Annotated in this window: 23 protein-coding genes; 8 read left to right on the forward strand and 15 right to left on the reverse strand. The window is 71.1% G+C overall.

What is annotated here, in order from left to right:
- Positions 1-36: 36 nt before the first annotated feature.
- Positions 37-375, reverse strand: coding sequence for a P-II family nitrogen regulator (locus tag VV01_RS11275; RefSeq protein ID WP_050669966.1), 339 nt, complete (start codon positions 373-375; stop codon positions 37-39).
- Positions 372-1,751, reverse strand: a complete 1,380-nt coding sequence (locus tag VV01_RS11280) for an ammonium transporter (RefSeq protein ID WP_050669967.1) — start codon at positions 1,749-1,751, stop codon at positions 372-374. Before VV01_RS11280 ends, VV01_RS11275 begins: the two co-directional genes overlap by 4 nt.
- A 149-nt stretch (positions 1,752-1,900) precedes the next feature.
- On the opposite strand from VV01_RS11280, the gene VV01_RS11285 reads away from it, so the two are divergent.
- Complete coding sequence (locus VV01_RS11285) at positions 1,901-2,821, forward strand: oxygenase MpaB family protein (protein WP_231635214.1); 921 nt, start codon at positions 1,901-1,903, stop codon at positions 2,819-2,821.
- Here VV01_RS11285 and VV01_RS11290 read toward each other — a convergent pair.
- The gene (locus tag VV01_RS11290; protein ID WP_157508809.1) at positions 2,816-3,604 is read right to left on the reverse strand and encodes a hypothetical protein; all 789 of its coding nucleotides are present in this window, start codon (positions 3,602-3,604) and stop codon (positions 2,816-2,818) included. The genes VV01_RS11285 and VV01_RS11290 overlap by 6 nt on opposite strands.
- A 139-nt stretch (positions 3,605-3,743) precedes the next feature.
- On the opposite strand from VV01_RS11290, the gene VV01_RS11295 reads away from it, so the two are divergent.
- On the forward strand, positions 3,744-4,334 hold the full coding sequence (locus VV01_RS11295; protein ID WP_157508810.1) for a hypothetical protein: 591 nt from the start codon (positions 3,744-3,746) through the stop codon (positions 4,332-4,334).
- Positions 4,335-4,364: 30 nt separating this feature from the next.
- Here the strand turns inward: VV01_RS11295 and ftsY are convergent, their stop codons facing one another.
- The 4 genes from ftsY to VV01_RS11315 all read right to left on the reverse strand — a co-directional run bounded on the left by ftsY (position 4,365) and on the right by VV01_RS11315 (position 11,085).
- The gene (gene ftsY / locus VV01_RS11300) at positions 4,365-5,636 is read right to left on the reverse strand and encodes a signal recognition particle-docking protein FtsY (RefSeq protein WP_050671880.1); all 1,272 of its coding nucleotides are present in this window, start codon (positions 5,634-5,636) and stop codon (positions 4,365-4,367) included.
- 95 nt (positions 5,637-5,731) lie between these two features.
- Positions 5,732-5,980, reverse strand: coding sequence for a hypothetical protein (locus VV01_RS11305; protein ID WP_050669970.1), 249 nt, complete (start codon positions 5,978-5,980; stop codon positions 5,732-5,734).
- 122 nt (positions 5,981-6,102) lie between these two features.
- On the reverse strand, positions 6,103-9,738 hold the full coding sequence (gene smc, locus VV01_RS11310) for a chromosome segregation protein SMC (RefSeq protein WP_050669971.1): 3,636 nt from the start codon (positions 9,736-9,738) through the stop codon (positions 6,103-6,105).
- 63 nt (positions 9,739-9,801) lie between these two features.
- Entirely contained in the window at positions 9,802-11,085 is a 1,284-nt protein-coding gene (locus VV01_RS11315) for an MFS transporter (RefSeq protein ID WP_050669972.1), read from the reverse strand.
- Positions 11,086-11,152: 67 nt separating this feature from the next.
- Here VV01_RS11315 and VV01_RS11320 point away from each other — a divergent pair, with 67 nt between their 5' ends.
- Genes VV01_RS11320 through VV01_RS11335 form a run of 3 tightly spaced genes read left to right on the forward strand, consistent with a single transcriptional unit; the run spans position 11,153 to position 13,359 of the window.
- Positions 11,153-11,671, forward strand: coding sequence for a MarR family winged helix-turn-helix transcriptional regulator (locus tag VV01_RS11320; RefSeq protein ID WP_050669973.1), 519 nt, complete (start codon positions 11,153-11,155; stop codon positions 11,669-11,671).
- Positions 11,672-11,701: 30 nt separating this feature from the next.
- On the forward strand, positions 11,702-12,577 hold the full coding sequence (locus tag VV01_RS11325; RefSeq protein WP_231635215.1) for an amidohydrolase family protein: 876 nt from the start codon (positions 11,702-11,704) through the stop codon (positions 12,575-12,577).
- 56 nt (positions 12,578-12,633) lie between these two features.
- Entirely contained in the window at positions 12,634-13,359 is a 726-nt protein-coding gene (locus VV01_RS11335) for a hypothetical protein (RefSeq protein WP_157508811.1), read from the forward strand.
- A 340-nt stretch (positions 13,360-13,699) separates the two neighbouring features.
- Here VV01_RS11335 and map read toward each other — a convergent pair whose 3' ends face one another.
- The gene (gene map / locus VV01_RS11340) at positions 13,700-14,467 is read right to left on the reverse strand and encodes a type I methionyl aminopeptidase (protein ID WP_050669977.1); all 768 of its coding nucleotides are present in this window, start codon (positions 14,465-14,467) and stop codon (positions 13,700-13,702) included.
- An 82-nt stretch (positions 14,468-14,549) separates the two neighbouring features.
- On the opposite strand from map, the gene VV01_RS11345 reads away from it, so the two are divergent.
- Together VV01_RS11345 and VV01_RS11350 are read left to right on the forward strand one after the other, a co-directional pair.
- Entirely contained in the window at positions 14,550-15,041 is a 492-nt protein-coding gene (locus tag VV01_RS11345; protein ID WP_050669978.1) for a hypothetical protein, read from the forward strand.
- Positions 14,957-16,555 (forward strand): multicopper oxidase family protein, encoded by a 1,599-nt coding sequence (locus VV01_RS11350; RefSeq protein ID WP_197275026.1) that lies wholly within the window; start codon positions 14,957-14,959, stop codon positions 16,553-16,555. The genes VV01_RS11345 and VV01_RS11350 overlap by 85 nt, the downstream gene beginning before the upstream one ends.
- 3 nt (positions 16,556-16,558) lie before the next feature.
- On the opposite strand, the gene VV01_RS11355 is transcribed toward VV01_RS11350, so the two are convergent.
- Genes VV01_RS11355 through VV01_RS11375 form a run of 5 tightly spaced genes read right to left on the reverse strand, consistent with a single transcriptional unit; the run spans position 16,559 to position 20,970 of the window.
- Positions 16,559-18,475, reverse strand: a complete 1,917-nt coding sequence (locus VV01_RS11355; RefSeq protein WP_050669979.1) for a M3 family metallopeptidase — start codon at positions 18,473-18,475, stop codon at positions 16,559-16,561.
- A 41-nt stretch (positions 18,476-18,516) separates the two neighbouring features.
- Entirely contained in the window at positions 18,517-19,404 is an 888-nt protein-coding gene (mutM, locus tag VV01_RS11360; protein WP_050669980.1) for a bifunctional DNA-formamidopyrimidine glycosylase/DNA-(apurinic or apyrimidinic site) lyase, read from the reverse strand.
- Positions 19,397-20,176, reverse strand: coding sequence for a ribonuclease III (rnc, locus tag VV01_RS11365; protein ID WP_050669981.1), 780 nt, complete (start codon positions 20,174-20,176; stop codon positions 19,397-19,399). Before rnc ends, mutM begins: the two co-directional genes overlap by 8 nt.
- A 16-nt stretch (positions 20,177-20,192) precedes the next feature.
- Positions 20,193-20,387, reverse strand: coding sequence for a 50S ribosomal protein L32 (rpmF, locus tag VV01_RS11370; protein WP_050669982.1), 195 nt, complete (start codon positions 20,385-20,387; stop codon positions 20,193-20,195).
- A 1-nt stretch (position 20,388) separates the two neighbouring features.
- Positions 20,389-20,970: a YceD family protein gene (locus VV01_RS11375; protein WP_050669983.1), complete on the reverse strand. Its 582-nt coding sequence runs from the start codon at positions 20,968-20,970 to the stop codon at positions 20,389-20,391.
- Between the two features lie 141 nt (positions 20,971-21,111).
- Here VV01_RS11375 and VV01_RS11380 point away from each other — a divergent pair, with 141 nt between their 5' ends.
- A complete protein-coding gene (locus tag VV01_RS11380; RefSeq protein ID WP_050669984.1) occupies positions 21,112-22,035 on the forward strand; it encodes a diacylglycerol kinase in 924 nt (307 codons plus the stop codon).
- A gap of 6 nt (positions 22,036-22,041) precedes the next feature.
- Here VV01_RS11380 and coaD read toward each other — a convergent pair whose 3' ends face one another.
- Both coaD and VV01_RS11390 read right to left on the reverse strand, forming a co-directional pair.
- Positions 22,042-22,533, reverse strand: a complete 492-nt coding sequence (gene coaD / locus VV01_RS11385) for a pantetheine-phosphate adenylyltransferase (RefSeq protein ID WP_071606357.1) — start codon at positions 22,531-22,533, stop codon at positions 22,042-22,044.
- A 36-nt stretch (positions 22,534-22,569) separates the two neighbouring features.
- Positions 22,570-23,397 carry a PhzF family phenazine biosynthesis protein gene (locus tag VV01_RS11390; RefSeq protein ID WP_050669985.1) on the reverse strand — a complete coding sequence of 276 codons (828 nt, stop codon included), beginning with the start codon at positions 23,395-23,397 and terminating at the stop codon, positions 22,570-22,572.
- Positions 23,398-23,407 lie beyond the last annotated feature (10 nt).

The following is a 23,407-nucleotide window of genomic DNA, read 5'->3' on the forward strand; positions in this document are numbered from 1 at the left end:
TGGGGGCGGCTCCGCCGGTCACGTCAGTGGCGGACCTCAGAGCGCGGTGGCGCCGCGCTCGCCGGTCCGGACCCGGACGACGTCGTCGACCGGGATCGTCCAGACCTTGCCGTCGCCGATGCGTCCGGTCTGCGACGCCTTGACGATCACGTCGACCACGGACGCGGCGTCCATGTCCTCGACGATGACCTCGAGGCGCACCTTCGGGACGAAGTCGACGGTGTACTCGGCGCCGCGGTAGACCTCGCTGTGACCGCGCTGGCGGCCATAGCCACTGGCCTCGCTCACCGTCATTCCGGCGATGCCGTAGGCCTCCAGCGCCTCCTTGACCTCATCGAGCTTGAACGGCTTGATGATGGCGGTGACGAGCTTCATGCCTTGACCTCCTCGTGGGCGGGTGCCAGCGGGCTGCTGCCACCCGGCGTGTGACCGAACCGGCTGCCGCCACCGAAGGCACCGAAGTCGTAGCCCGACTCCGCGTGCTCGGCCTGGTCGATGCCGGCGACCTCGTCGTCCTCACTGATACGCCAGCCCATCACAGCCTTCAGCACGAGCGCGATCACGGTGGTCATCACGGCGGTGAAGGCGACGGCGGCCAGGGCGACCGCGGTCTGGATGCCGAGCTGACGCCAGCCGTGGCCGTAGAACAGGCCGGTGTCGGTGGCCAGCAGGCCGATGCCGACGGTGCCCCACAGACCGGCGACGAGGTGCACGCCGACGACGTCGAGCGAGTCGTCGTACCCGAGCTTGTACTTCAGGCCGACCGCGAAGGCGCACACGGCACCGGCGACCAGACCCAGCACGAGCGAACCGATCGGCGACAGCGCCGCACAGGCCGGTGTGATCGCGACCAGACCGGCGACGACACCGGAGGCGGCGCCGATCGAGGTGGCGTGGCCGTCACGCAGCTTCTCGACGACCAGCCAGCCGAGGATGGCGGCACACGTCGCGGCGGTCGTGTTGATCCACACCAGGCCGGCGGTGCCGTCGGCACCGAGCTCCGAACCGGCGTTGAACCCGAACCAGCCGAACCACAGCAGACCTGCACCGAGCATCGTGAGCGGCACGTTGTGCGGGCGCATCGGGACCTTGCCGAAACCGATCCGCTTGCCGACCAGCAGCGCGAGGACGAGACCCGCCATACCGGCGTTGATGTGCACGACGGTGCCACCGGCGAAGTCGATCGGGCCGTACGCCGAGTCTCCCTCTCCCCCGCCGAACCAGCCGGCCGGGCTCAGCTTGCCGCCGCCCCAGACCATGTGAGCGAGCGGGAAGTAGACCAGGGTCACCCAGATGCCGGAGAACACCAGCCAGGTGCTGAACTTCACGCGGTCCGAGAGCGCACCGCTGATCAGCGCCACCGTGATGACGGCGAACGTCAGCTGGAAGGCGGCGAACACCGAGGTCGGGATGTTGCCGACCGACCACAGGATCGGGTCACCGGCGGAGTTGTTGATGGCCCCGTTGAGGCCGAACAGGTCGAACGGGTTGGCGAAGAAGCCACCCACACTGTTCGGGCCGAAGGACATCGAGAAGCCCCACAGCACGTAGATCACACCGACGACGCCGAGCGCGCCGAACGACATCATCATCATGTTGAGGACCGACTTGGACCGGTTCATACCGCCGTAGAAGAGGGCGAGACCGGGCGTCATCAGCAGCACGAGCGCGGCGCTGGTGAGGACCCAGGCGGTATTGCCCACATCCAGCGTCGGCGCCGCATCGGCCGCAGCGAGGGAAACGTAGCTCATGGGCCAGAACCCTCCCCAACGGCCGTTTCGTCAGGCGTGCCCTCGTGTTACGTCGATGTTGCGGGCCGGCCGGGCGCGTAAACCTTCCGTGTCGTGCACGACGGAGGTCTCATGCTGCGAGACCGGCCGGGCGGAGTGATACTGGACACGTGTCTGCACCGCTGCTGCTCGACCGACCGCTGGCTCCGTTGCGTGGCCTGCACGACGTCGTACGCCATCGCGCCGCCATGGCGCTGCAAGGTCGGGTCGCCGGGGCCGAGGCGCTCGAGCGCGCGGACCGGATCTGGGGCACGCCGGGCGAGCGCTGGTTCACCCCGGATGACCCGATCTGGCGGGTCCACATCGACGCCGCGATGTTCGTGGGCGGCCTGAGGGCACTGCTGCTGCAGTCGTTGCACCCCCTCGCCCTCGCCGGAGTCACCGACCACTCCGGCTACCGCGGCGACCCGTGGGGCCGGCTGCAGCGCACGAGCGGGTTCATCTCGACCACGACGTTCGGCACCGTCGCCGACGCCGAGCGCCTGCTCGCCCGGATCCGCGGCATCCACCGACGCGTGCACGGCACCACCGCCGACGGGCGCGCCTATCGCGCCGACGACCCGCACCTGCTCGCCTGGGTTCACGCTGCTGAGGCCGAGTCGTTCCTGGTCACCCATCAGCACTTCGGCCGCAGGCGTCTTTCCGACGCCGACGCCGATACGTACGTCGCGCAGATCGGTTCGGTCGCAGCCCGGCTCGGTGTCCCCGACCCTCCCCGGACCGTCGCGGAGCTGCGTGAGGTGCTCGCGTCGTACGACGACGAGCTCGACGGCTCGCCGCTGGCGCGCGACACCGCACGGTTCGTGATGCTGGAGCCCCCGATGCCGCTGGCCGCCCGACCGGGCTACGGGCTGCTGGTGAGCGGCGCCGTCGCAACCCTCTCGCCCGCAGCGCGACGGATGCTCGGCATCCCGCTGCCACCGGGCGCCCGTACGGCCTTGCAGGTGTGCGGGCTGGCCGGCGCGGGTGCGGTGCGGTGGATGCTCAGTGACCCGGTCGTACGACGGGCGCGCAGCCTGCGGACATCATGACCAGCTGCAGGTCGCGGCCTTGTCGAGAGCCTTGTCGGCCTTGCCGTAACCCGACAGCTGCGACCCGGCCTGCTTGACCATGCTTCGCCACATCGTCATGTAGGCGCCGAAGTCGGCCCCGCCCTCGTCGTGCGGCTTGGACTTCATCATCTCCAGGTGGTGCGACCACGAGGCGACGATCGGGCGCCCGGCCGCTGCGACCGGCGCCAGCGCTGAGGCGCGCCTCGCGCAGGCCTTCGCCGCGGCAGCGTCGACGCCGGACACGGCACCCATGCGTGCGCACGCTCCGGCCGTCGGCCGGTAGGCCGCATCGGCCTTCGTGAACGTCGAGACGTCGGTCGGGCCGAGCTTCTTGGAGGCGGCCCAGCGCTTCTTGGCCTCAGCCTCGGAGATCTTGCCCGCGTCGACGAGCACCTGGCTGCTGGTGTGCGTCCGCCAGTGCGCCGCCGCCGGACGGGCGGCGGCTGCGACGGCCTCGCCGGCCTTGACCTCGGCCGTGCAGGCGGCGACCGCGGGCGGGCGACCGGCGGCGGACACGCTGGTGGTCGGCGCAGGCTCCGACGAGGCCGCGCTCACCGGCGATGAGGTGTGGGCGGCGTGCTCGGCGCCGCTCGTCACGGGCGGCGTCGTGCGGCTGGGGGGCCTCGTCGCGTTGCGACCGCCGTCGTCCAGCCCGGTGAACGCCACGACGGCAGCGCCTCCACCGGCCACCAGCGCCAACGCCGTCAGCAACGGCACCAACCAGCCCCCGGCGCGGCTCGTGGCCGCGTGCCTCCCCGCCATGAGCCAAACAGTGACACACCGTTGACCGCCTCTTGGAACTTTCTCTGATATTGCGAACTAGCGCACACAGTGCGGACGGATCGCACATCCTGGTGCCGAGCAGCCGGTCTCGCCGGCTCCCTGGCCGGGAGGTCGACGCGTGGCCGCTGTGATGCCCGGGCCTGCCCCACTGGGCCCGCCCCGCCTGCAGCGCCGACCCCTCGCCGCTCGCCCGTGGCTCGCGTCGTTACTGGTGACGTCCGCCTGGGGCCTGTGCCTGGTCGTCTGCTCGACGACGACTCCGCCGCCGGCCTGGCTCGGCGACATCGCCCGCGCCGGCCATGTGCTCGCACTGGTGCTGTCGTTCGGCGTGATCACCCTGGTCGACTGGTACGGCCTGATGTGGGTGATCGGGCGACGCCGCCGGCGCGACTCGACCGACCTGGCCGACACGGCGCAGCCGCTGATCTGGGCCGGGATCGTCCTGCTACTGCTCACGGGTGCGGCGCTGCACCCCGACATGCACCACCCGCGCAGCTGGCTCAAGCTCACCGCAGTGCTGCTGATCATGCTCAACGGCGTCCAGGCCGCTCGCGTCTCGGAGCACCTGCGGGCGCTGCGCCCGACTGCGCCCTATCTCTCGGCGCCCTCGTGGGTGCGCCGACGGGTCGCGCTCACGGTCGGCGTCTCGCAGCTCGCGTGGTGGACCGCGATCGTGATCGGGTTCGTCACCTCGACCGGCCGACGCTGAGCGGCGACCGGTCGAGGTGGGACGCAGGGATCAGTCGAGAACGGCGTCGACGAACGCGGCCGGGTCGAACGGCGCGAGGTCGTCCGGTCCCTCACCCAGGCCGACCAGCTTGACCGGCACGCCGAGCGCGCGCTGGACCGCGACCACGATGCCGCCCTTGGCGGTGCCGTCGAGCTTGGTGAGGACGATGCCGGTGACGTCGACCGCCTGGGAGAACACCTCGGCCTGACGCATGCCGTTCTGACCGGTGGTGGCGTCCAGCACCAGCAGCACCTCGTCGATGGGGCTCTGCTTCTCGATGACACGCTTGATCTTGCCCAGCTCGTCCATGAGGTTGGACTTGTTGTGCAGACGGCCGGCCGTGTCGACCAGCACGACGTCGGCCTCGGTCTCGGCGCCGCCCTTGACCGCGTCGAACGCGACCGCGGCCGGGTCGGCTCCTTCACGGTCCGAACGCACCGTCGCGACGCCCACCCGGTCGCCCCAGGTCTCGAGCTGATCTGCGGCAGCCGCACGGAAGGTGTCGGCGGCGCCGAGCACGACGTCCTTGTCCTCGGCGACCAGCACGCGGGCGAGCTTGCCGACGGTCGTGGTCTTGCCGGTGCCGTTGACGCCCACGACGAGGACGACCGCCGGGCGGCCGTCGATGCGGGTGGCGGCGATCCGCCGGTCCATCGTCGGGTTGACCTGCTTGAGCAGCTCCTCGTGCAGCCAGCCACGCACCTCGTCCTCGTCGGGGACGCCCGCGACCTGGACGCGCTGCTTGAGCGAGTCGACGATCTCGGTCGTGGCCTCGACGCCCAGATCGGCCTGCAGGAGGGTGTCCTCGACGTCCTCCCAGGCCTCGTCGTCGAGCTTGCCGCCGGCGAGCAGCGACAGCAGGGCCTTGCCGAGCGCGGTGTTGGAGCGTGAGAGGCGCTCACGCAGCCGGACCATGCGCCCCCGCGCGGACTCGGGCTTCTCCAGCGCCGGGGTCGGAGGCGCCTCGACGACCTCCGGCTCGCTCGGGGCGGGCGGAGCGCTCTCGTCGACCGGAGGCTGCGCGGGAGGCGGAGCGGTCGGCGTACTCGGACGGTCGATCGTGCCGACCCCGCCGCCGGTGTCGATCTTGGCGGAGGTCTTGTAGGTGTTGGCCTTGGGTGGCGTCCGCTCTGGGGCTTGTGGCGCCTGTGCGCGCTCCTGCGGCAGCTGCTTGGTCTGCCCACCACGCCCCCGCAGCAGGCCGACCACGAAGATCAGACCCGCGATCGCTGCGAGCGTGACGACGGTCAAGATCACCCAGAGCTCATCCACGCGCCCCATCATGGCAAAGGCTCAGCCCGGGCAGCAGTCCCCTGCAGGGCGGGTCGCCGATCCGCGCGGTGCGAGGCGGTCTGCGACGGCAGTCGGAAGGGTCTCTAGTCGCCGGTCTCGGTGCGCTGGGCGACCGAGGCCGTCCGGTTGCGCGCGGCGCGAGCGGCGCTGCCGGTCGCGTCCTTGGCGGACGAGACGACCTTGTCGGTGCGTCGGGCCACGCCCGAGACGACTTCTTCGCCGCGCTCGGTGAGCAGCTGCTTGCCCTCACGACGTGCGGGCACGGCGACGATCCCGACCACCGCCGCACCGAGCAGGACGCACACGAACATCGCGAGAATCAGCCACACCATGGGTCATAGTGTGCTCACTCACCTGGGAGTTCCCCAAACCGGCTCGCCACGCTGCCTGTGAGTCTCTGGTGGGTTCAGGTGCGGTTCATCCGCGAGCCACCCGACCGTCGTACGAGCGTGGTTCAGCCGACGGGCGCCGGCTGCTGCTCGTCCGCGTCGGTGACGGGCTGACCGGCCGACATCGTCGGCGTCCCGTCCTCCTTGATGTCACGCAGCCGCTGCGACACGACGGTCGTGATGCCGTCACCGCGCATCGAGACGCCGTAGAGCGCGTCGGCGACCTCCATCGTGCGCTTCTGGTGGGTGATGACGATGAGCTGGCTGGAGTCGCGCAGCTCTTCGAAGAGCGTGATGAGGCGCCCGAGGTTGGCGTCGTCGAGGGCGGCCTCGACCTCGTCCATGATGTAGAACGGGCTCGGCCTGGCCTTGAAGATGGAGACCAGCAGCGCGACGGCCACGAGAGAGCGTTCGCCACCGGACAGCAGGGACAGGCGCTTGATCTTCTTGCCCGGCGGGCGCGCCTCGACCTCGATGCCGGTCGTGAGCATGTCGCCCGGGTCGGTGAGCACGAGCCTGCCCTCGCCGCCGGGGAACAGCCGACCGAACACGCCCTCGAACTGCTCGGCGGTGTCGGCGAACGCCTCGGCGAACACCTGCTGCACCCGCTCATCGACCTCGGCGACGATCGTGAGCAGGTCCTCCTTGGAGCTGCGCAGGTCCTCGAGCTGCTCGGTCAGGAACTTGTGCCGCTCCTCCAGAGCCGCGAACTCCTCCAGGGCGAGCGGGTTGACCTTGCCCAGCTGGTTCAGCTTGCGCTCGGCGCTGCGCAGGCGCTTCTCCTGGGCGTCGCGCACGAACGCCGTGGGCTCGGGCAGGTCGTCCGGGTCGTCGTCGGGGCCGGGGACGTGCGGGACGAGCTGGTGCGGGCCGAACTCGTCGACCAGGGCCTTGGGGTCGATGCCGTGCTCCTCGACCGCCTTGGTCTCGAGAGCCTCGATGCGCAGCCGCTGCTGAGCGCGCGCGACCTCGTCGCGGTGGACGGTGTCGGTGAGCTCGCGCAGCTCGTCACCGAGCCCGCTGACACGCGAACGCACCTGGGCGAGCGCCTTGTCGCGCTCGGCGCGCTCGCGCTCGACCGTCGTACGCCGGTCGGCGGCGACCTCCAGGAGGCCCACCACGACCTGCACGGCGTAGGCCGCGCCCTCACCGACCGCAGCGGCGACGGTGGCCTGCTGCTGGCGGCGCTCGCGACGGGCGCGGGCCTTCTCGCGGGCCTCGAGCTCGGAGCGGACGGCGGCCTCGAGACCGTCGGCCCGACCGGACAACGCCCTCGCGCGCTCCTCGCGGGTGCGCAGGGTGAGCCGCAGGTCGGTCTCGGCCGAGCGCGCCTGCGCGGCCTCGACGGCAAGACGGTCGCGGTCGTCGGTGGTGGGCTCGACCTCGGTCGGCTCCTCCTCGGCGGCCGCGAGACGGGCCTCGAGCTGGTCGAGCTCACCGCGGTCGGCCTGCAACGCCTGCTCGGCCTTGGCCACGGCCTGCTCGTGCCGCTCTCGCTCCGCCGCGGCCGAGCGTATGACCTGGCCGAGCTGGCCGAGCTGCTCGGCGACGGCCGACATCCGGGCGTCGGACTGGTGAAGCCGCTCGAGCGCGGCCTCGGCCTCGTCGGCCAAGGTGGTGACGGTGCCGCTGAGCTCGCTGACCTTGAACTGTGCCTGCTCGCCGCGGCGGACGGCGTCGGCGACCTGACCTCGCGCATCGTCGTAGGCGGACTGGATCTCGATCAGGCTCGGCGCCGCGGACGACCCGCCGCGCACGTGGCCGGGCGCGAAGACGTCGCCCTCGGCGGTGACGGCGGTGACGGACGGCTCGGCGTCGAGCAGCGCTCGCGCGGCAGCGGGGTCGGCGACGAGCGCGACGCGGTCGAGCACCTGGTCGAGGGCCGGACGCAGGTGCTCGGGCGCGGTGACGACGTCGCACGCCCACACGGCGCCGCCGGTCAGGCTCGGCCACTGCGCCCGGTCGCTCGGGCGTGCGGTCGAGCCGGTGAGCAGCACAGCCCGTCCGGCGTCCTGGTCACGGAGAGCGACCAGGGCCTGTGCGGCCGTGTCGACGCTGTCGGCGACGACCGCGTCGGCGGCCCACCCGAGTGCGGCGGCCAGCGCGGCCTCGTGACCGTCGGCCACCTGGACGAGGGTCGACAACGAGCCGTGCAGCCCGGACAGCGGTGCGTCGGCGCCGAGGAGGGCTGCGGCGCCGTCCTGCCGGCGCAGACTCATCTCGAGGGCGTCCACCCGGGCCTGGAAGCTGCCGCGGTCACGGTCAGCGGCACGCTCGAGGTCGCGCGCCTCCTCGAGCTGGGCACGGGCGGTCTCGAGCTCGCCGGCGACCTTCTCGTAGGCCTCGTCGAGGCCCTCCTCGCCTTCTTCGTCCTGGGCGATCGTGGCCTCGAGGGCCGCGAACTCGCGCTCGGCCGCGGCAGCTCGCTCAGCGGCATCGCCGATGCTCTCGCGCAGACGTCCGAGCTCGGCCTCGGCCGCCTCGATCCGGCTGCGCCGTGCACCGACCTGACCCTGCAGCTTGGCCAGGCCCTCGCGGCGGTCGGCGGCCGCACGCGCGAGCCGCGCGAGCCGCTGCTGCTCCTCGTCGTGCGCACGTTCGAGGTCGCCGCGCCGCTCGATCGCCTCCTGCAGGGCGAGGGTGGCCTGCTCGATCTCGGTGCGAGTGGCGCTCTCCTGAGCGCGCAGGTCTTCGGCCTGACGACGCAGCTGCTCGGGATCGCGGCCCGGACGGGACTGCTCGTCCTCGTCGTCCTCGGCGAGCAGCCGCACCCGCTCGCCGGCGAGGGACGCGGTCGCCTCGAGGCGCTCCTTGAGCGAGCTGAGGGCGTACCAGTGGTTCTGGACGGTGCTGAGCAGTGGCGCTGCGCTCTCGGCCTCGCGCTCGAGGCGGTCGAGCTCGGCGCGGACGTCGGCGAGACGCCGCTCGACCTGGGTGCGCTGCTCGATGAGTGCGGTCTCGTCGGCGATCTCCTGCTCGAGCGTGCTCGTCAGCTGGACGAGGTCGTCGGCGAGGATGCGCAGCCGCGCGTCGCGGACGTCGGCCTGGATGACCGCGGCCTTACGGGCGGTCTCGGCCTGCCGGCCGAGCGGTCCGAGCTGGCGGCGGATCTCGGAGGTGAGGTCGTTGACGCGGGTGAGGTTGCCCTCCATCTGCTCCAGCTTGCGCAGCGCACGTTCCTTGCGCTTGCGGTGCTTGAGGACGCCGGCGGCCTCCTCGATGAACCCGCGCCGCTCCTCGGCGGTCGCGCGCAGCACGGCGTCGAGCTGCCCCTGGCCGACGATGACGTGCATCTCGCGGCCGATGCCGGAGTCCGACAGCAGCTCCTGGATGTCGAGCAACCGGCACGAGGTGCCGTTGATGGCGTACTCGGAGCCGCCGTTGCGGAACATCGTGCGGCTGATCGTGACCTCGGTGTAGTCGATCGGCAGCGCACCGTCGGTGTTGTCGATCGTCATCGTCACCTCGGCGCGGCCCAGGGGCGCGCGCCCCGGCGTACCGGCGAAGATGACGTCCTCCATCTTGCCGCCGCGCAGGCTCTTGGCACCCTGCTCGCCCATGACCCAGGCGAGCGCGTCGACGACGTTGGACTTGCCCGAGCCGTTGGGGCCCACGATGCAGGTGATGCCTGGTTCGAGGCGCATGGAGGTCGCCGAGGCGAAGGACTTGAAGCCCTTCAGGGTGAGGCTCTTGACGTACACGAGCGGCGCATCCTCCCAGATCGCAATTCCGGTCACTGTACCGGCGCGGGCCGCTGCGTCCGGTCAGCCGCCCGGCGTGCCCACGGCCACGACGTCGTCCGTACGCCGTTCGCTCACCTCGGGGGTGAGCGCCACCTGCCAGGTGCCGCGGGTCAGCAACGGGCTGAGCGCCGCGAGCACCATCCACCCGCACGCGACCGCCATCGTGGGGCCCGCGCCGAAGCGGTCCGCGAGCGGCCCGGCCAGGGTGTTGCCGAGAGGCAGCATCACGAAGCTCGCCAGGACGTCCCACGACGCGACCCGGGCCAGCTGGTCCGCGGCCACGTGGGCCTGGACCGTCGTCTCCCACAGCACCTCCAGGAACATCAGCGCCACGAACCCGACGACGGTGCCGGCGAGCACCGGCAGCAGCAGGGTCGGCCACACGTAGGTGAGCAGTCCGAGCGGCAGGACGGTGAGCATCGGCCACGCGAGCAGCAGCGGTCGGCGTACGCGCACCCGCATCGCGAACAGGCCGCCGAGGAGGCCACCGAGACCGGCCGCGGACTCGACCAGGCCGACGGCGTGCGCACCGCCGAGCTCGCGCATCGCGAGCACCGGGATCAGGACCAGGACGACGCCGTTGCCGAGGTGGTAGAGGCTCGCGCCGACGATGCCCGCACGCAGCCAGGGTCGTGAGCGGATCGCGGTCAGGCCACCGGCCAGCTCGCTGGCGAACCCGGTGCGCACGGCACGCTCGGGCCGTGCCCGAACGCGGACGACACAGACCGCGGACACGATGAACGAGGCCGCGTTGACCGCGAACCCGACCGGCGCACCCCACAGAGCCACCACCGCACCCGCGACGGTGGGCCCGGCGAGCTGAGCACCCGTCTTCAGGATCGTCAGCATGCCGTTGGAGGCCTGGCGCTCGTCAGGCGGCACGAGCGTGGGCTTCAAGGCCGTGAACGCCGGCGTGAAGAACGAGCCGGCTGCCATCGCGAGAGCGACCAGGCCGGCCACCGCCCAGACCGTCCACTGCCCAGACGCGAACAGCGTCGCGAGCCCTGCTGCGGCCGCCATCCGCACGAGGTCGGCGACGACCATGATCCGCTGCGGGGCGAGGCGATCTGCCCACACGCCACCGATGAGCGTGCAGACGAGGCGAGCGCCCATCCCGATCGCGAGCACCACCCCCAGATCAGACGCGCTGCCACCGTGCGCGAGCAGCCCGACCGCGAGCGCGACCGGCATGAAGCCGTCACCGAACCAGGACAGCCCCTGCCCGACCGCCAGCCAGCGGAAGTCGTGGTGACGCCAGACGTGCCGTGCAGGTGGGATGGCCGTACAACGATGGTAGTACGCCATCTAACTATCCGTCAGTGAATGACCCGACGGATTCGGACCCAGCGCAGCGCGGTGCGAGACTGCGTGGGTGACCAGCGGCAAGGACGAGCAGCGCGACTTCGGCGACGAGCACCTCGACCGTTGGGCGAGGCTGTTCACCGACGCGGACGGGTTCGACCGCGAGGTCGAGGGTGCGCTCGTGCGCATGTCCTCGATGACACGGCTGTCCGACCAGCGCCTGCGTGAGCTCCTCGCCGACGACCCCTTGTCGCATGAGGAGTTCAAGACGTTGCATCACCTGCTCGGCAGCAAGGACCAGGCGCCGACCACGCCGGCCGTGCTCGCCGACCGCGCAGGCGTGACCCGCGCCGGCATGACGAGTCGCATCGACCGGCTCGTCGCACGCGGCCTGGTCACCCGGCGCGAGGACCCGGACGACCGCCGCAGCGTGCTCATCGAGGCGACGCCTGCCGGCTGGGAGGCCTGGGACCGCGTGGTGCACGACTGGTCGGCTCAGGAGCAGCAGCTGTTCAAGGGGCTGACGATCACCGAGATCACCCGGCTGAACGCGTTGCTGCGCAAGGCTTTCCTCGCACTGGACGACTGACCCGAGCCGGCCGTGCCTAGAGTCGAGCACGTGACTCCTTGGACAGACGCTGACGTCCCGTCCTTCTGGCGCGACCTCGACATCCCCGGCCTCGCCGACATCCACGTGCACTTCCTGCCCGATCGGATGCTGCACAAGGTGTGGGCCTACTTCGACGCCGTCGACGGTGGTGGAGGCTGGCCCATCACCTACCGCGACGACGAGCCCACCCGACTGGAGACCGTCCGAGCGCTCGGCCTGCGAGCGATCCCGGCGCTGACCTACCCGCACAAGCCCGGGATGGCCGCCTGGCTCAACGACTGGTGCGCCGACTTCGCCGGCCGCGTCCCTGACGCCGTGCACTGCGCGACGCTGTACGCCGAGCCCGAGGCACCGGCGTACGTCGAGAAGGCCATCGCAGACGGCGCCCGGCTGTTCAAGGTGCACGTCCAGGTCGGCGGGTTCGACCCCGCCGACCGGGTGCTCGACGGCGCCTGGGAGGCCCTTCAGGAGGCGCAGGTCCCGGTCGTCATCCACTGCGGCTCCGGGCCCGAGCCCGGCCGGCACACCGGCGTCACCCCGATCCGCGACCTGCTCCGCCGCTTCCCACGGCTCACCCTCGTCATCGCGCACGCCGGCATGCCCGAGTACGACGAGTTCGCAGACCTCGCAACGCAGTTCGCAAACGTCCACCTCGACACCACGATGCTCGCCACCGACTTCGTCGAGGCGCGGATGCCGATCCCGCCGGGGTACGCCGACCGCCTGGCCGACCTGCAGCCGAAGGTCGTGCTCGGCAGCGACTTCCCCAACATCCCCTACCCGTACGCCCACCAGGTCGAGGCGCTGCACCGCCTCGGCCTCGGTGACGGCTGGATGCGCGACGTGCTCTGGCACAACGGCGCCCGACTGACGCGCCTGACCTGATCTCATGCCGCGGCCGTGGCGACCGCTTCGTTCACAGCGGCCGTTAAGGTGACTGCATGCGTCGTACTGCCCGTACTGGTCTTGTCATCGCAGGTCTGAGCGTCGGTGTGCTCGGTCTGTCCGCCTGCTCGGAGGACTCGCCGGCGGTGAGCAACGCTCCTGCCGCGAGCTCGTCGGCTGCATCCTCGTCGGCAGCGCCCACCAGCGAGGCCACGTCGACGCCTGCCGCGCCCTCGACCACCGCTGCGCCGACCACGTCGGCCGCCCCCTCCACCACGGCAGCCCCGTCGACCTCCGTCGCGGTGCCCGCCGGCGGCATGACCGTCAAGGGCACGGGCTACACGTTCGTCGTCAAGAAGGGCTTCATCGACGCCAAGGGCAAGGTCCCGGGGGCCTCCAGCGTCGACACGATGGTGCTCAACACGCTCGACAAGGACGGCTTCGCCGACAACATCAATGTCGTGCACCAGACCGGCGCCTCCGGCGCGTCGCTGAGCCTGCTCGAGACCGCCGCCAAGACCCAGCTCGAAGCCGCTGGCGCGACCGGCTACAAGGTCCTTCCCCGCACCACGGTGGCAGGCACCGAGGCCTCGCACATCACGGCCAACGTCAAGCGCGCCGATGCCCAGGGCAAGACCCAGCGATACCTCGTCGACCAGCTCTACATCCTGCGCGGCGACAAGTCCTACGTCGTGACGTTCTCGTTCAACGAGAACGCCACCCAGGCCACGCGCGACGCGCTGATCAACCCGACCGTCGCCAGCTGGAAGTGGACTGCCTGAGGCTCCCGCCTCACCCGCGCGATCGTTCCCGAGTCACGAGGCAGCGGTTCGCGCGGGCGGGCAGCCCGTCCGTGAACGCTGTGCACCGCCCGTCGGCAGAAGTTGGCGAGGTGCACACGTATGGGTATGCGGACCGCCAGCTTTCGCCGAGGCGATGTCGCGATTGAACCGTGCGACCGCGGTTCGTGCCGGCGGCACACCCGGTGAGTGAGCTCTGTGCACTGCCCCGCCTGACGGACCGGTTCGTGTCACGGGGCAGCGCATAGGGCGCAGCACGCAACCCATCCGAACGGCCACACCGCTGCCCCGCCTGACGGGTCAGCCGGGTCGGGAGTGGGGCTCAGCCGCGAGAGGTGAGCACGATGGGGCCGTCGGCGGTCACGGCGATCGTGTGCTCCGAGTGCGCACCGCGCGAGCCGTCACGGCTGCGCAGCGTCCAGCCGTCGCGGTCGGTGTAGATCTCGTCGGTGCCCTGCATGAACCACGGCTCGATCGCGATGACGAGCCCCGGCTGCAGCCGCAGCCCGCGACCCGCACGGCCCTGGTTGGCCACGTGCGGGTCGCCGTGCATCGTGCGACCGACGCCATGGCCACCGAACTGGGTGTTGACCGAGTAGCCCGCGGCGTGGGCGACCTCGCCGATCGCGGCCGAGATGTCACCGATCTTGTTGCCGGCCTGCGCGGCGGCGATACCCGCCTCGAGCGCACGCTCGGTGGTCTCGATGACCTTCAGGTCCTCCTCGCGCGGCGTACCGACCACCACCGACAGGGCCGAGTCGGACACCCAGCCGCCGAGCTCGGCGGCGAAGTCGACCGAGAGCAGGTCACCGTCGACAAGCGTGTAGTCGTGCGGCAGACCGTGCAGCACCGCGTCGTTGACCGACGTGCACAGCACCTTGCCGAACGGGCTCGCGCCGAAGCTGGGGTGGTAGTCGATGTAGCAGGACGAGGCGCCGGCGTCGCGGATCATCTGATGGGCCAGAGCGTCCAGCTCGAGCAGGTTGACGCCGACGGCGGCCTTCTCCTTAAGGGCGGTCAGCACCTCACCGACGAATCGGCCGGCCGGCCGCATGGCCTCGATCTCCTGGGGCGTCTTCAGCTCGATCACCGCACCACCGTAGTGCCGCGCACGACGCCCTCACGACCCGCTCTCGTCGTACTGTGCGTGTCTACATGTAGACTCTCTGCACATGAACGCCATGTCGCCACCGGTCGGTACGCCGGTCGCCCCGGCCCCAGCACCCGGCGCCGCCACGACCGCCGCTGTGTGGGCGCTGCGCGCCACGAGCGTGCTCAACGCAGCGCTGATGGTCGCCCAGCCGATCCTCATCGGACGCTTCCTCGAGGGCGACTTCGGCTCGCTCGCAGCGCACCAGGCGGTCGGCGGCATCCTCACCCTGACGGCCACGCTCGTCCTGGTCGCCGCGGTGCTGGCACTCGTACCCGGCCGTCTCGGGGCCATGCCCCTCGCGGTCGCAGCCGCGCTGTGGGTGCTCGTGCCGGCTCAGCTGGCCCTCGGCTCGACCCGGCTGACCTCGGTGCACATCCCGCTCGGGGTCGCGCTCGTCGCGGGCTCGGTGTGGTTCGCAGGGTGGGCGTGTACGCCCGGTCGCGCACGGCGTTCGTGGCGTGCCCCTCGGGCGACCCAGCCGGCACATCACTCGACCTGGCCGCCGGCATGACCGGCGCAGGCATCAGCCGCCGCTCGCTGATCCTCGGCGCAGGTGCGCTCGCGCTCGTCCCTGCCCTGACCTCGTGCGGTGAGCAGACCGGCTCCACGGGGACGCTTCTGCAGAGTCGTGTGCCCTTTCCGAAGCCCTTCACCGTGCCGTTCGTGACACCGCCCATCGCGCGGCCGACTCAGCCGGGCGGCACGGCGTACGAGCTCACGGCCCGCACGAGCGACGTCGAGATCCTGCCGGGTCGCACCACACTCGTCCTCGGGTACGACGGCTCGTTCCCCGGCCCGACGATCCACGCGCGCGGCGGCACGGCCACCACGGTCCGGCTGCGCAACGACCTGCCGGTGCCGACCGTCATGCACCTGCACGGTGGCGTGACCCCGTCGACCGATGACGGCTACCCGACCGACCTGATCCAACCGCGCGACACCCGGCTGCGCCGACACCTGCACCCCGGCGTCCAGGCGCGGACGACGGTCGGTGAACGCACCTACACCTTTCCGCTCCGACAGCGGGCCAGCACGCTCTGGTACCACGACCACACGATGGACTTCACCGGCCCCAACGTCTATGCCGGGCTCGCCGGGATGTTCGTCGTGCACGACGACGAGGACGACGCGCTGCCGCTCCCCACGGGTGCGCGCGACGTGCCGCTGGTGATCTGCGACCGCTCGTTCGGCCCCGACGGCGAGCTCACCTATCCCGCACTGTCGACGAGTCAGAAGGTGCACGGCGTCCGCGACGACTACATGGGCGGCGTCCTCGGTGATGTGGTCCTCGTCAACGGTCGCCCGTGGCCGGTGATGGAGGTCGACCGGGCGCGCTACCGGTTCCGAGTTCTCAACGCCTCCAACGCGCGTCGCTTCTCACTCACCCTCGACCACGGTGCGCGGTTCGTGCAGGTCGGCACCGACCAAGGGCTCCTGCCCCGGCCCGTCGAACGCGACAGCATCACACTCGCACCCGCCGAACGCGCTGATGTCGTCGTCGACCTGTCGCAGGTGCCGGTCGGCACCAAGGTCACGATGCGCAACGGGCTGGGGTCGGGCGGCACCGCACAGGTGATGCAGCTGCACGTCGTACGACAAGGCAACGACGACAGCAGGATTCCCACACGGCTGTCCACCGTCGAGCCGTTGCGAGACTCGGACGTGGTCGCCACGCGCGACCTGCACTTCGCGCTCGGCAAGCCGACGAACGGGCACCCGCACGGGCTGTGGTCGGTCAACGGGGTGACCTTCGCCGACGGCAAGGACGTCGCTCGCCCACGCCTCGGCACCGTCGAGCGATGGCGCCTCAGCAGCGACGTCCACCATCCGGTGCACCCCCACCTCGTGCGGATGCAGTACGCCGACGAGCCCGAGCGCGGCTGGAAGGACACGATCGACCTCGAACCCGGCTCAGCGGTCGAGGTGCTCGTGCAGATCGAGGGCTACCGCGGCAGGTACGTCATGCACTGCCACAACCTCGAGCACGAGGACATGGCGATGATGGTGCACTTCACCGTGGTGTGAGCACTACTTCGCCAGCCACGCGGCGTACGCGTCGAAGGTGTACTCGCGGCCGAGGAAGTTGGAGACGAGCACCGCGGCGTCCTTGGTCCCGCCCGGCACGAGCACCCGGTCGCGATAGCGCTGCGCCACGGCAGATGCGAACAGGTCCCCCGTGTCGAACGCCGAGAACATGTCCTTCGCGATGACCAGCGACCACTGGTAGGTGTAGTAGCCCGAGCCGTATCCGTCGAGGTGCCCGAACGCCGTGTGCATGTGCGTGTCGGCCAGGTAGGGGAACATCGAGTACTCCCCCTGCAGCTCACGCAGCCGCTCGGTCAGGTCGTCGTGCTTCGCCGTGTGGAAGTCGAGGCTGATCGCCGAGTAGAACATCTGCGTACGGCACTGGAAGCCCTTGCCGAAGTCGTCGGCCTCGCGCATGCGCTCGACCAGGTCGGCCGGAATTGTCTCTCCCGCAGCGCTTTTCGCGAACGTCGCGAGCACGTCGGCGTCCCAGGCCCACTCCTCGAGCATCTGGCTCGGCGCCTCGACGAAGTCCCACTCGGTCGCGACACCCGAGAACCCGATCCACTCCTGGTCACCGCCGAGCACGTGGTGCACCAGGTGACCGAACTCGTGGAAGAGCGTGACGACCTCGTCGTGCTCCATCAGCCCGCGGTTGAAGTTGCAGACCAGCACCCCCTCGGGGACCTGTCGTCCGCGCACACCGCGCACCAGGTCGAACTGCGCCGCGTGCTTGAACTTGCCCTCACGCGGGTGCAGGTCGAGGTAGATGCGGCCGATGCGCTCGCCGTCGCGCAGCACGTCGTACGACGCGACGTCGTCCGCCCACACGGTGGCGTCGTCGGCGGGCTGCCAGGTCAGGCCGAAGAGGCGACCGGTGACGTCGAGCAGACCCTGGCGTACGCGGTTGAAGTCGAAGTAGGTGCGGACCTGCTGGCCGTCGACCGCGTGCTGCTCGCGCCGGACGACCTCGGAGTAGTACTGCACGTCCGGGATCTCGACCGTGGTCGCGTCAGGGTGGTCCTGCTGCTTGCGGCGCAGCAGGACCTCGGTGTCACGCGCAGCGCTCGACGCCGACAGCTGCGTGATGCGGTCGATGAAGTCGCGGATCGCCGAACCCGTGCCGATCATCTTGACCTCGGCGTCGTAGTCGGCCCACGTGTCGTAGCCGAGCAGCGACGCGTGCTCCGCACGGAGAGCGAAAAGTCGTTGCAGCACAACGTCATTGGCGGGCCAGCCGACGTTGAGCGAGGCCTCGGCCATGGCCTTGCGCGTGTCAGGCGCCTGCGCGAACGTACGCACCGGCACCGAGTCGGGGTAGTCGGTCGTGACCGTGACGAGGCCGTCGTCGCCGGCCGGGTGCGCGTCGAGCCAGTCCTGGGGCAGACCCGCGAGCTGCTCGGGCGTCACCCTGATCGAGCGGACGTCCTCGCGGATGTTGCGACCGAACTCCTGGCCGGTGAGCAGCTCCTCCTCGGCGAGCTGCTTGAGCCGCGCGCGCACGCCCTCGTCACGGTCGACGCCCGAGCGGCGGAAGTCGCGCAGCGCGTGCTCGTGGACGCGCTGCGCCGCGGCGTCCAGGCCACTCACGTCGACGCCGTCGATCACCTCGAACAGGTCGCGGTCGAGCCCGAGGTCGGTCGAGAACGCGTCGATGCGCTGCATCGCCGAGTCGGCCGCCTCACGCACCGCCGGCAGCGGGTGGACCTCCGACATCAGCGACGCGACCGACGAGGCGTTGGCCAGCGCGATGCCGATCTCGTTCCAGTGGCGCAGCACCGCCGACGGCTCGCTCGGCGGTGCGGCCTTCAGCTCGTCGACCAGCCCGCGGGCCCGGTCGAGCTCACCGTCGCATCGGTCGGTGAGCCAGGTGAGCGCGTCGTCGGTGTCGGGCAGGGCCAGCGGTCGCAGATCGGTCACCCGCGCACCCTACGACGGGCGTCCGACGCTGTCGCGAGAGCTCAGCCCGTACGCCGGCGTGGGCGGGGTTGGCAGCGCGGGCAGGAGAACGACGAACGGTTCATGAATGCCTCGCGCCGCATCAGCCGGCCACAGCGCCGGCACGGCTCACCCTCGCGGCCGTAGGCGTTGAGCGAGCGCTCGAAGTAGCCGCTCGCACCGTTGACGTTGACGTAGAGCGCGTCGAAGGAGGTGCCGCCCTGACCGAGCGCGGCCAGCATCACGTCGCGGGCATGACCCAGCAGGCCCGCGAGCGCCGGCTTGGTGAGCGTGCTCGTGACGCGCTCACCGTGCAGCCGGGCCCGCCACAGCGCCTCGTCGGCGTAGATGTTGCCGATGCCCGACACCAGCGACTGGTCGAGCAGGGCCCGCTTGACCTCGGTGTGGCGTGCCTTCATCCGACGTACCACGGCCGCCTCGTCGTACGCCGCCTCGAGCGGGTCCGGGGCGATGTGCGCCACAGTGCTCGGCACCTGCTCACGCGCGTCGAACGCATCGGGCACGAGCTCGTCGAGGAACAGACCGCCGAACGTGCGCTGGTCGACGAACCGCAGCTGCCTGCTCTGCTTGCCGTCGGCTTCGCGCAGGTCGAGGACCGCGTGGGCGTGCTTCTCCAGCGGCGCGTCGGCCGGCTCGACGAGCATCTGCCCGCTCATGCCCAAGTGGGCAACGAGGGCTTCATCAGCGTCGAGCTCGAGCCAGAGGTACTTGCCGCGTCGACGCGCGGCCGCGACCGTCGTACCGCTCAGCCGTGCCGCGAGGTCGGCCGGCCCGGCGAGGTGGCGCCGGGCGACGCGATGGCCGCGCACGTCGGCGCGCACGATCGCGCGGCCGACGACGTGGTCGGCGAGGCCACGCCGGACCACCTCGACCTCGGGCAGCTCAGGCATTGTCGGCGGTCGAGCCGGACTGCGCCTGGTCGTCGCTGTCGGCGCGCTCGCGCAGGTGCTTCCAGGCCTCCTCGGCCGCCATCTGCTCGGCGCCCTTCTTGTTGCGGCCGGTGCCGTGACCGAGCTCCTGGTCGCCGACCATCACGACGGCCGTGAACTCCTTGTCGTGGTCAGGGCCGACGTCGGAGACGACGTACGACGGCACGCCGAGGTCGGCGGCCGCGGTCGCCTCCTGCAGCGAGGTCTTCCAGTCCAGGCCCGCGCCCAGACCGGCCGCCTTGGCGAGCAGCGGGTCGATCAGGTGGTGGACCAGCCGCGCCGCAGCCTCGATGCCGCCGGCGAGGTAGACCGTGCCGATGACCGACTCGGTGGTGTCGGCCAGGATCGAGTCCTTGTCGCGACCGCCGGTGATCGTCTCGCCACGGCCGAGCAGCACGAAGCTGCCCAGGCCCAGACCCCGCGCCACCTCGGCGAGCGCGCGGGAGTTGACCACCGAGGCGCGCAGCTTGGCCAGCTGGCCCTCCGGCAGGTCCGGGTGGGTGCGGTAGAGCGTGTCGGTCACGACCACGCCCAGCACTGCGTCGCCGAGGAACTCCTGGCGCTCGTTGTGCGGGACGCCGCCGTTCTCGTACGCGTAGGAACGGTGGGTGAGGGCACGCAGAAGCAGCGGCTCGTCGATGACCGTCCCGGAGACCTCGTGGAGGATCCGAGCCAGGTCAGCGACGGGCCGCTGCGTCTCGTCGTGCCGCTTCGACCTTTTCGTAGGACTCACGGCAGCAGCGTCGGGCTCAGCCCTGGTGCTCGCTGCGCTCGGCCGAGCTGTAGTGACGGCCGGCGTACGAACCGCACGACGGGCAGGCCATGTGCGGCTGCTTCAGCGCGGAGCACTGCGGGCAGGCCGAGGTGGCGACGGCGGACGCCTTCCAGTTCGCACGGCGCGAGCGCGTGTTGGAGCGCGACATCTTCCGCTTCGGGACAGCCACGTCAGTTCCTCTTCTTCTCGTCGTCGGAGTCGACCTGGTCGCGCAGTGCGGCCAAGGCGCCCCATCGGGGGTCCAGGTTCTCGTGATGGTGGTCCGGGTCGTCCGCAAGGTGCGCTCCACACTCGGAGCACAGCCCGGGGCAGTCTTCCCGGCACACCGGCTGGAAGGGCAGTGCAGGCACCACCGCATCCCGCAGCACGGGCTCCAGATCGGCGAGATCGCCGTCCAGCTCCCGTACGTCGTCCTCGTCGTCCGCGGCCACCTCCTGGTGGTGCGCGGCACGGTCGGCGTAGGCGAACAGCTCCTGAACCGGCACGTCCGCACTGAGGCGGACGTCGTCCAGGCACCGCACGCAGGCGCCGGTCGCGGTGACACGTGCCGAGCCGGAGATCAGGACGCCTTCCATGACCGACTCCAACCGCAGGTCCAGCTCGATCGGCTGGCCGGCGGGGACGGCGATCACGTCGGTGCCCAGGTCTGCTGGGGCCTCGACGGTGCGCTGCAGCTCGAGCATCTGACCGGGTCGCCGACCGAGCTCCTGGGTGTCGATCACCAGGGGTCGGCGGGGGTCGGCATGCGTCATCGGGCTACTCGCGTCATATCGGGGTGGCTCGGCCACGTCACGTACGACGTAGACCGACGCACAAGGCTACCGGAGCCCCTGCCCACACCCAAATGCTGACGAACGCCGTCTCGCGCGGCCCGCTCCGGCACACTGTCGGACGTGACACCCGCCACACCTGCGACGGCCGCCCGTCGCCGCATCGTCGTCCTCACCAACCCCGCGGCCGGCCACGGCAAGGGTCGCAGCGCGATCGATCCCGTGCTACGCCGGCTGGGCGAGCGTGGCGTCGAGGTCGAGCACGTCCAGGGCAGCAGCGCCGCGCACGCCGAGCAGAGGTTGCGGGCCGCGGTCCAGGCCCGCCCTGATGCGGTGCTCACGGTCGGCGGCGACGGCACGCACGCGATCGGCGTCCAGGCGGTGGCCGCCACCGGCGTCCCCCTCGCGATCGCTCCGGCGGGCACGGGCAACGACCTGGCGCGGGTCATCGGCCTGCCGCTGAAGGACCTCGCGGCAGCCGCCGACGTCGCGGTCGACGGCGAGGCCCGGCCGTTCGACCTCGGCCGGGTCACGACCGACGACGGCGCGCAGCGGTGGTTCGCGACCATCGCGATGGCGGGTTTTGACTCCCTCGTCGCCGACCGCAACAACACGATGTCGTGGCCGCGTGGGCGGGCGCGCTACGTCCTCGCGATCGGCGTCGAGTACGTCCGTCTGAGGCCTCGTCGGTTCCGGGTCGTCGTCGACGACCAGGTGATCGACGACGACCTGATCCTCGTCGCGGTCGGCAACACCCGGTCGTACGGCGGCGACATGCGGATGTGCCCCACCGCCGACCCCCACGACGGCCTGCTCGACGTGACGATCGTGCACACCGTGCCGCACCCACGCGTCGAGCTGCCGCGGATCCTGCCGAAGATCTTCAGCGGTCGGCACGTCGAGCACCGTGCCGTCACGACCCACCGGGGCAGGCGCGTCGAGCTGATCACGCCCGACATGAACGCCTACGCCGACGGCGACTGCGCCGGACCACTGCCGGCGACCATCGAGGTCGTGCCGGCGGCGATGCAGCTGATCACGCCCTGAGGCAGGTCAGCCGCGCACCTTCGCCAGCAACGGCCGCAGCACCGGCTCGGGCACCATGCTCGACACGTCGGCGCCCCGGGCCGCGATCACCCGGATGAGCGAGCTGGAGTAGTGGCCGAGGGCCGGGTCGCCCGGCAGCATCAGCGTCTCGACCCCGGTCATCTCGCGGTTCATCAGAGCCATCGGCAGCTCGTAGTCGTAGTCGACGTCACTGCGGATGCCCTTGAGCAGCACGCCGGCGTCGAGGTCGCGGCAGACGTCGACGATCAGCCGGTCACCGAAGCCCTCGGCGCGCACGCCCGGCAGATGGGCGGTCGACTTCTCGATCAGCTCGACCCGCTCGTCGGGGGTGAACGTGCCCTCCTTGGCGGGGTTGAACAGCACCGCGACCACGACCTCGTCGTACAACGCGCTCGCCCGGGTGATCACGTCGAGGTGACCGACCGTCATCGGGTCGTACGAGCCCGGGCACACGGCCCTGCGCGGGTTGCCGCTCACTGCGTCTCCTTCGTGGTGCTGTCGCTGCGCACGACCTTAGCCACCGAGCGCGACCGTGCCCGTGACGGCGACGACCGTCGAGCCTCCGACCCAGATGTCGTCACCCACCTGGTCGACGTGGACCCGGCCCGCCCGCTGGATCACGGTGCCCTGCGCGGCGACGTACGACGACGGCGCGCGGCCCGCGCCGATCAGCCACTGCGCGAGACCGGCGTTGAGACTGCCCGTGACCGGGTCCTCGGGGACACCGAGCGACGGGACGAACGCGCGTACCTCGTAGTCGGCATCGCCGCCCGGGCCGATCACGCCGACCTTGTAGGGCCGCATCGCCGTGAAGTCGGGCACGAGCGCACGCACCTGGTCGGCATCGCGCAGCAGAACCCCCAACCAGCCCGGCCCGTTGTCGACCCACTGGGCGTCGACGACGTCGGCCCGGGTGAGACCGAGCGAGGCCACGACCGGATCGAGGTCGGCTGCATCGACCGGACCTGTGCGCAGGAGTGGAGGGGCCGCGAAGGCGAGGCGGTCACCGTCACGGCGGACGCGTACGAGCCCGGCACCGCACTCCTGCACGACCGTGCCGGCGTCGGCCGGCCGACCGCCCGCCTCGAGCCAGGCGCGGGCCGACCCGAGGGTCGGGTGACCTGCGAACGGCAGCTCGCCGCCCGGAGTGAAGATGCGCACGCGGTAGTCGGCACCCTCACGCGTCGGCGCCAGCAGGAAGGTGGTCTCGGACAGGTTGGTCCAGCGCGCGAACGCCGCCAGGGTGTCGTCGTCAAGACCGTCGGCGTCGTGCACGACCGCGAGGGCGTTGCCGCGCGTGAGCGTCTTCGTGAACACGTCGACCTGGCTGAAACGGTGCATCTGACCTCGA

Source organism: Luteipulveratus halotolerans, assembly GCF_001247745.1.
Classification (GTDB): Bacteria; Actinomycetota; Actinomycetes; order Actinomycetales; family Dermatophilaceae; genus Luteipulveratus; species Luteipulveratus halotolerans.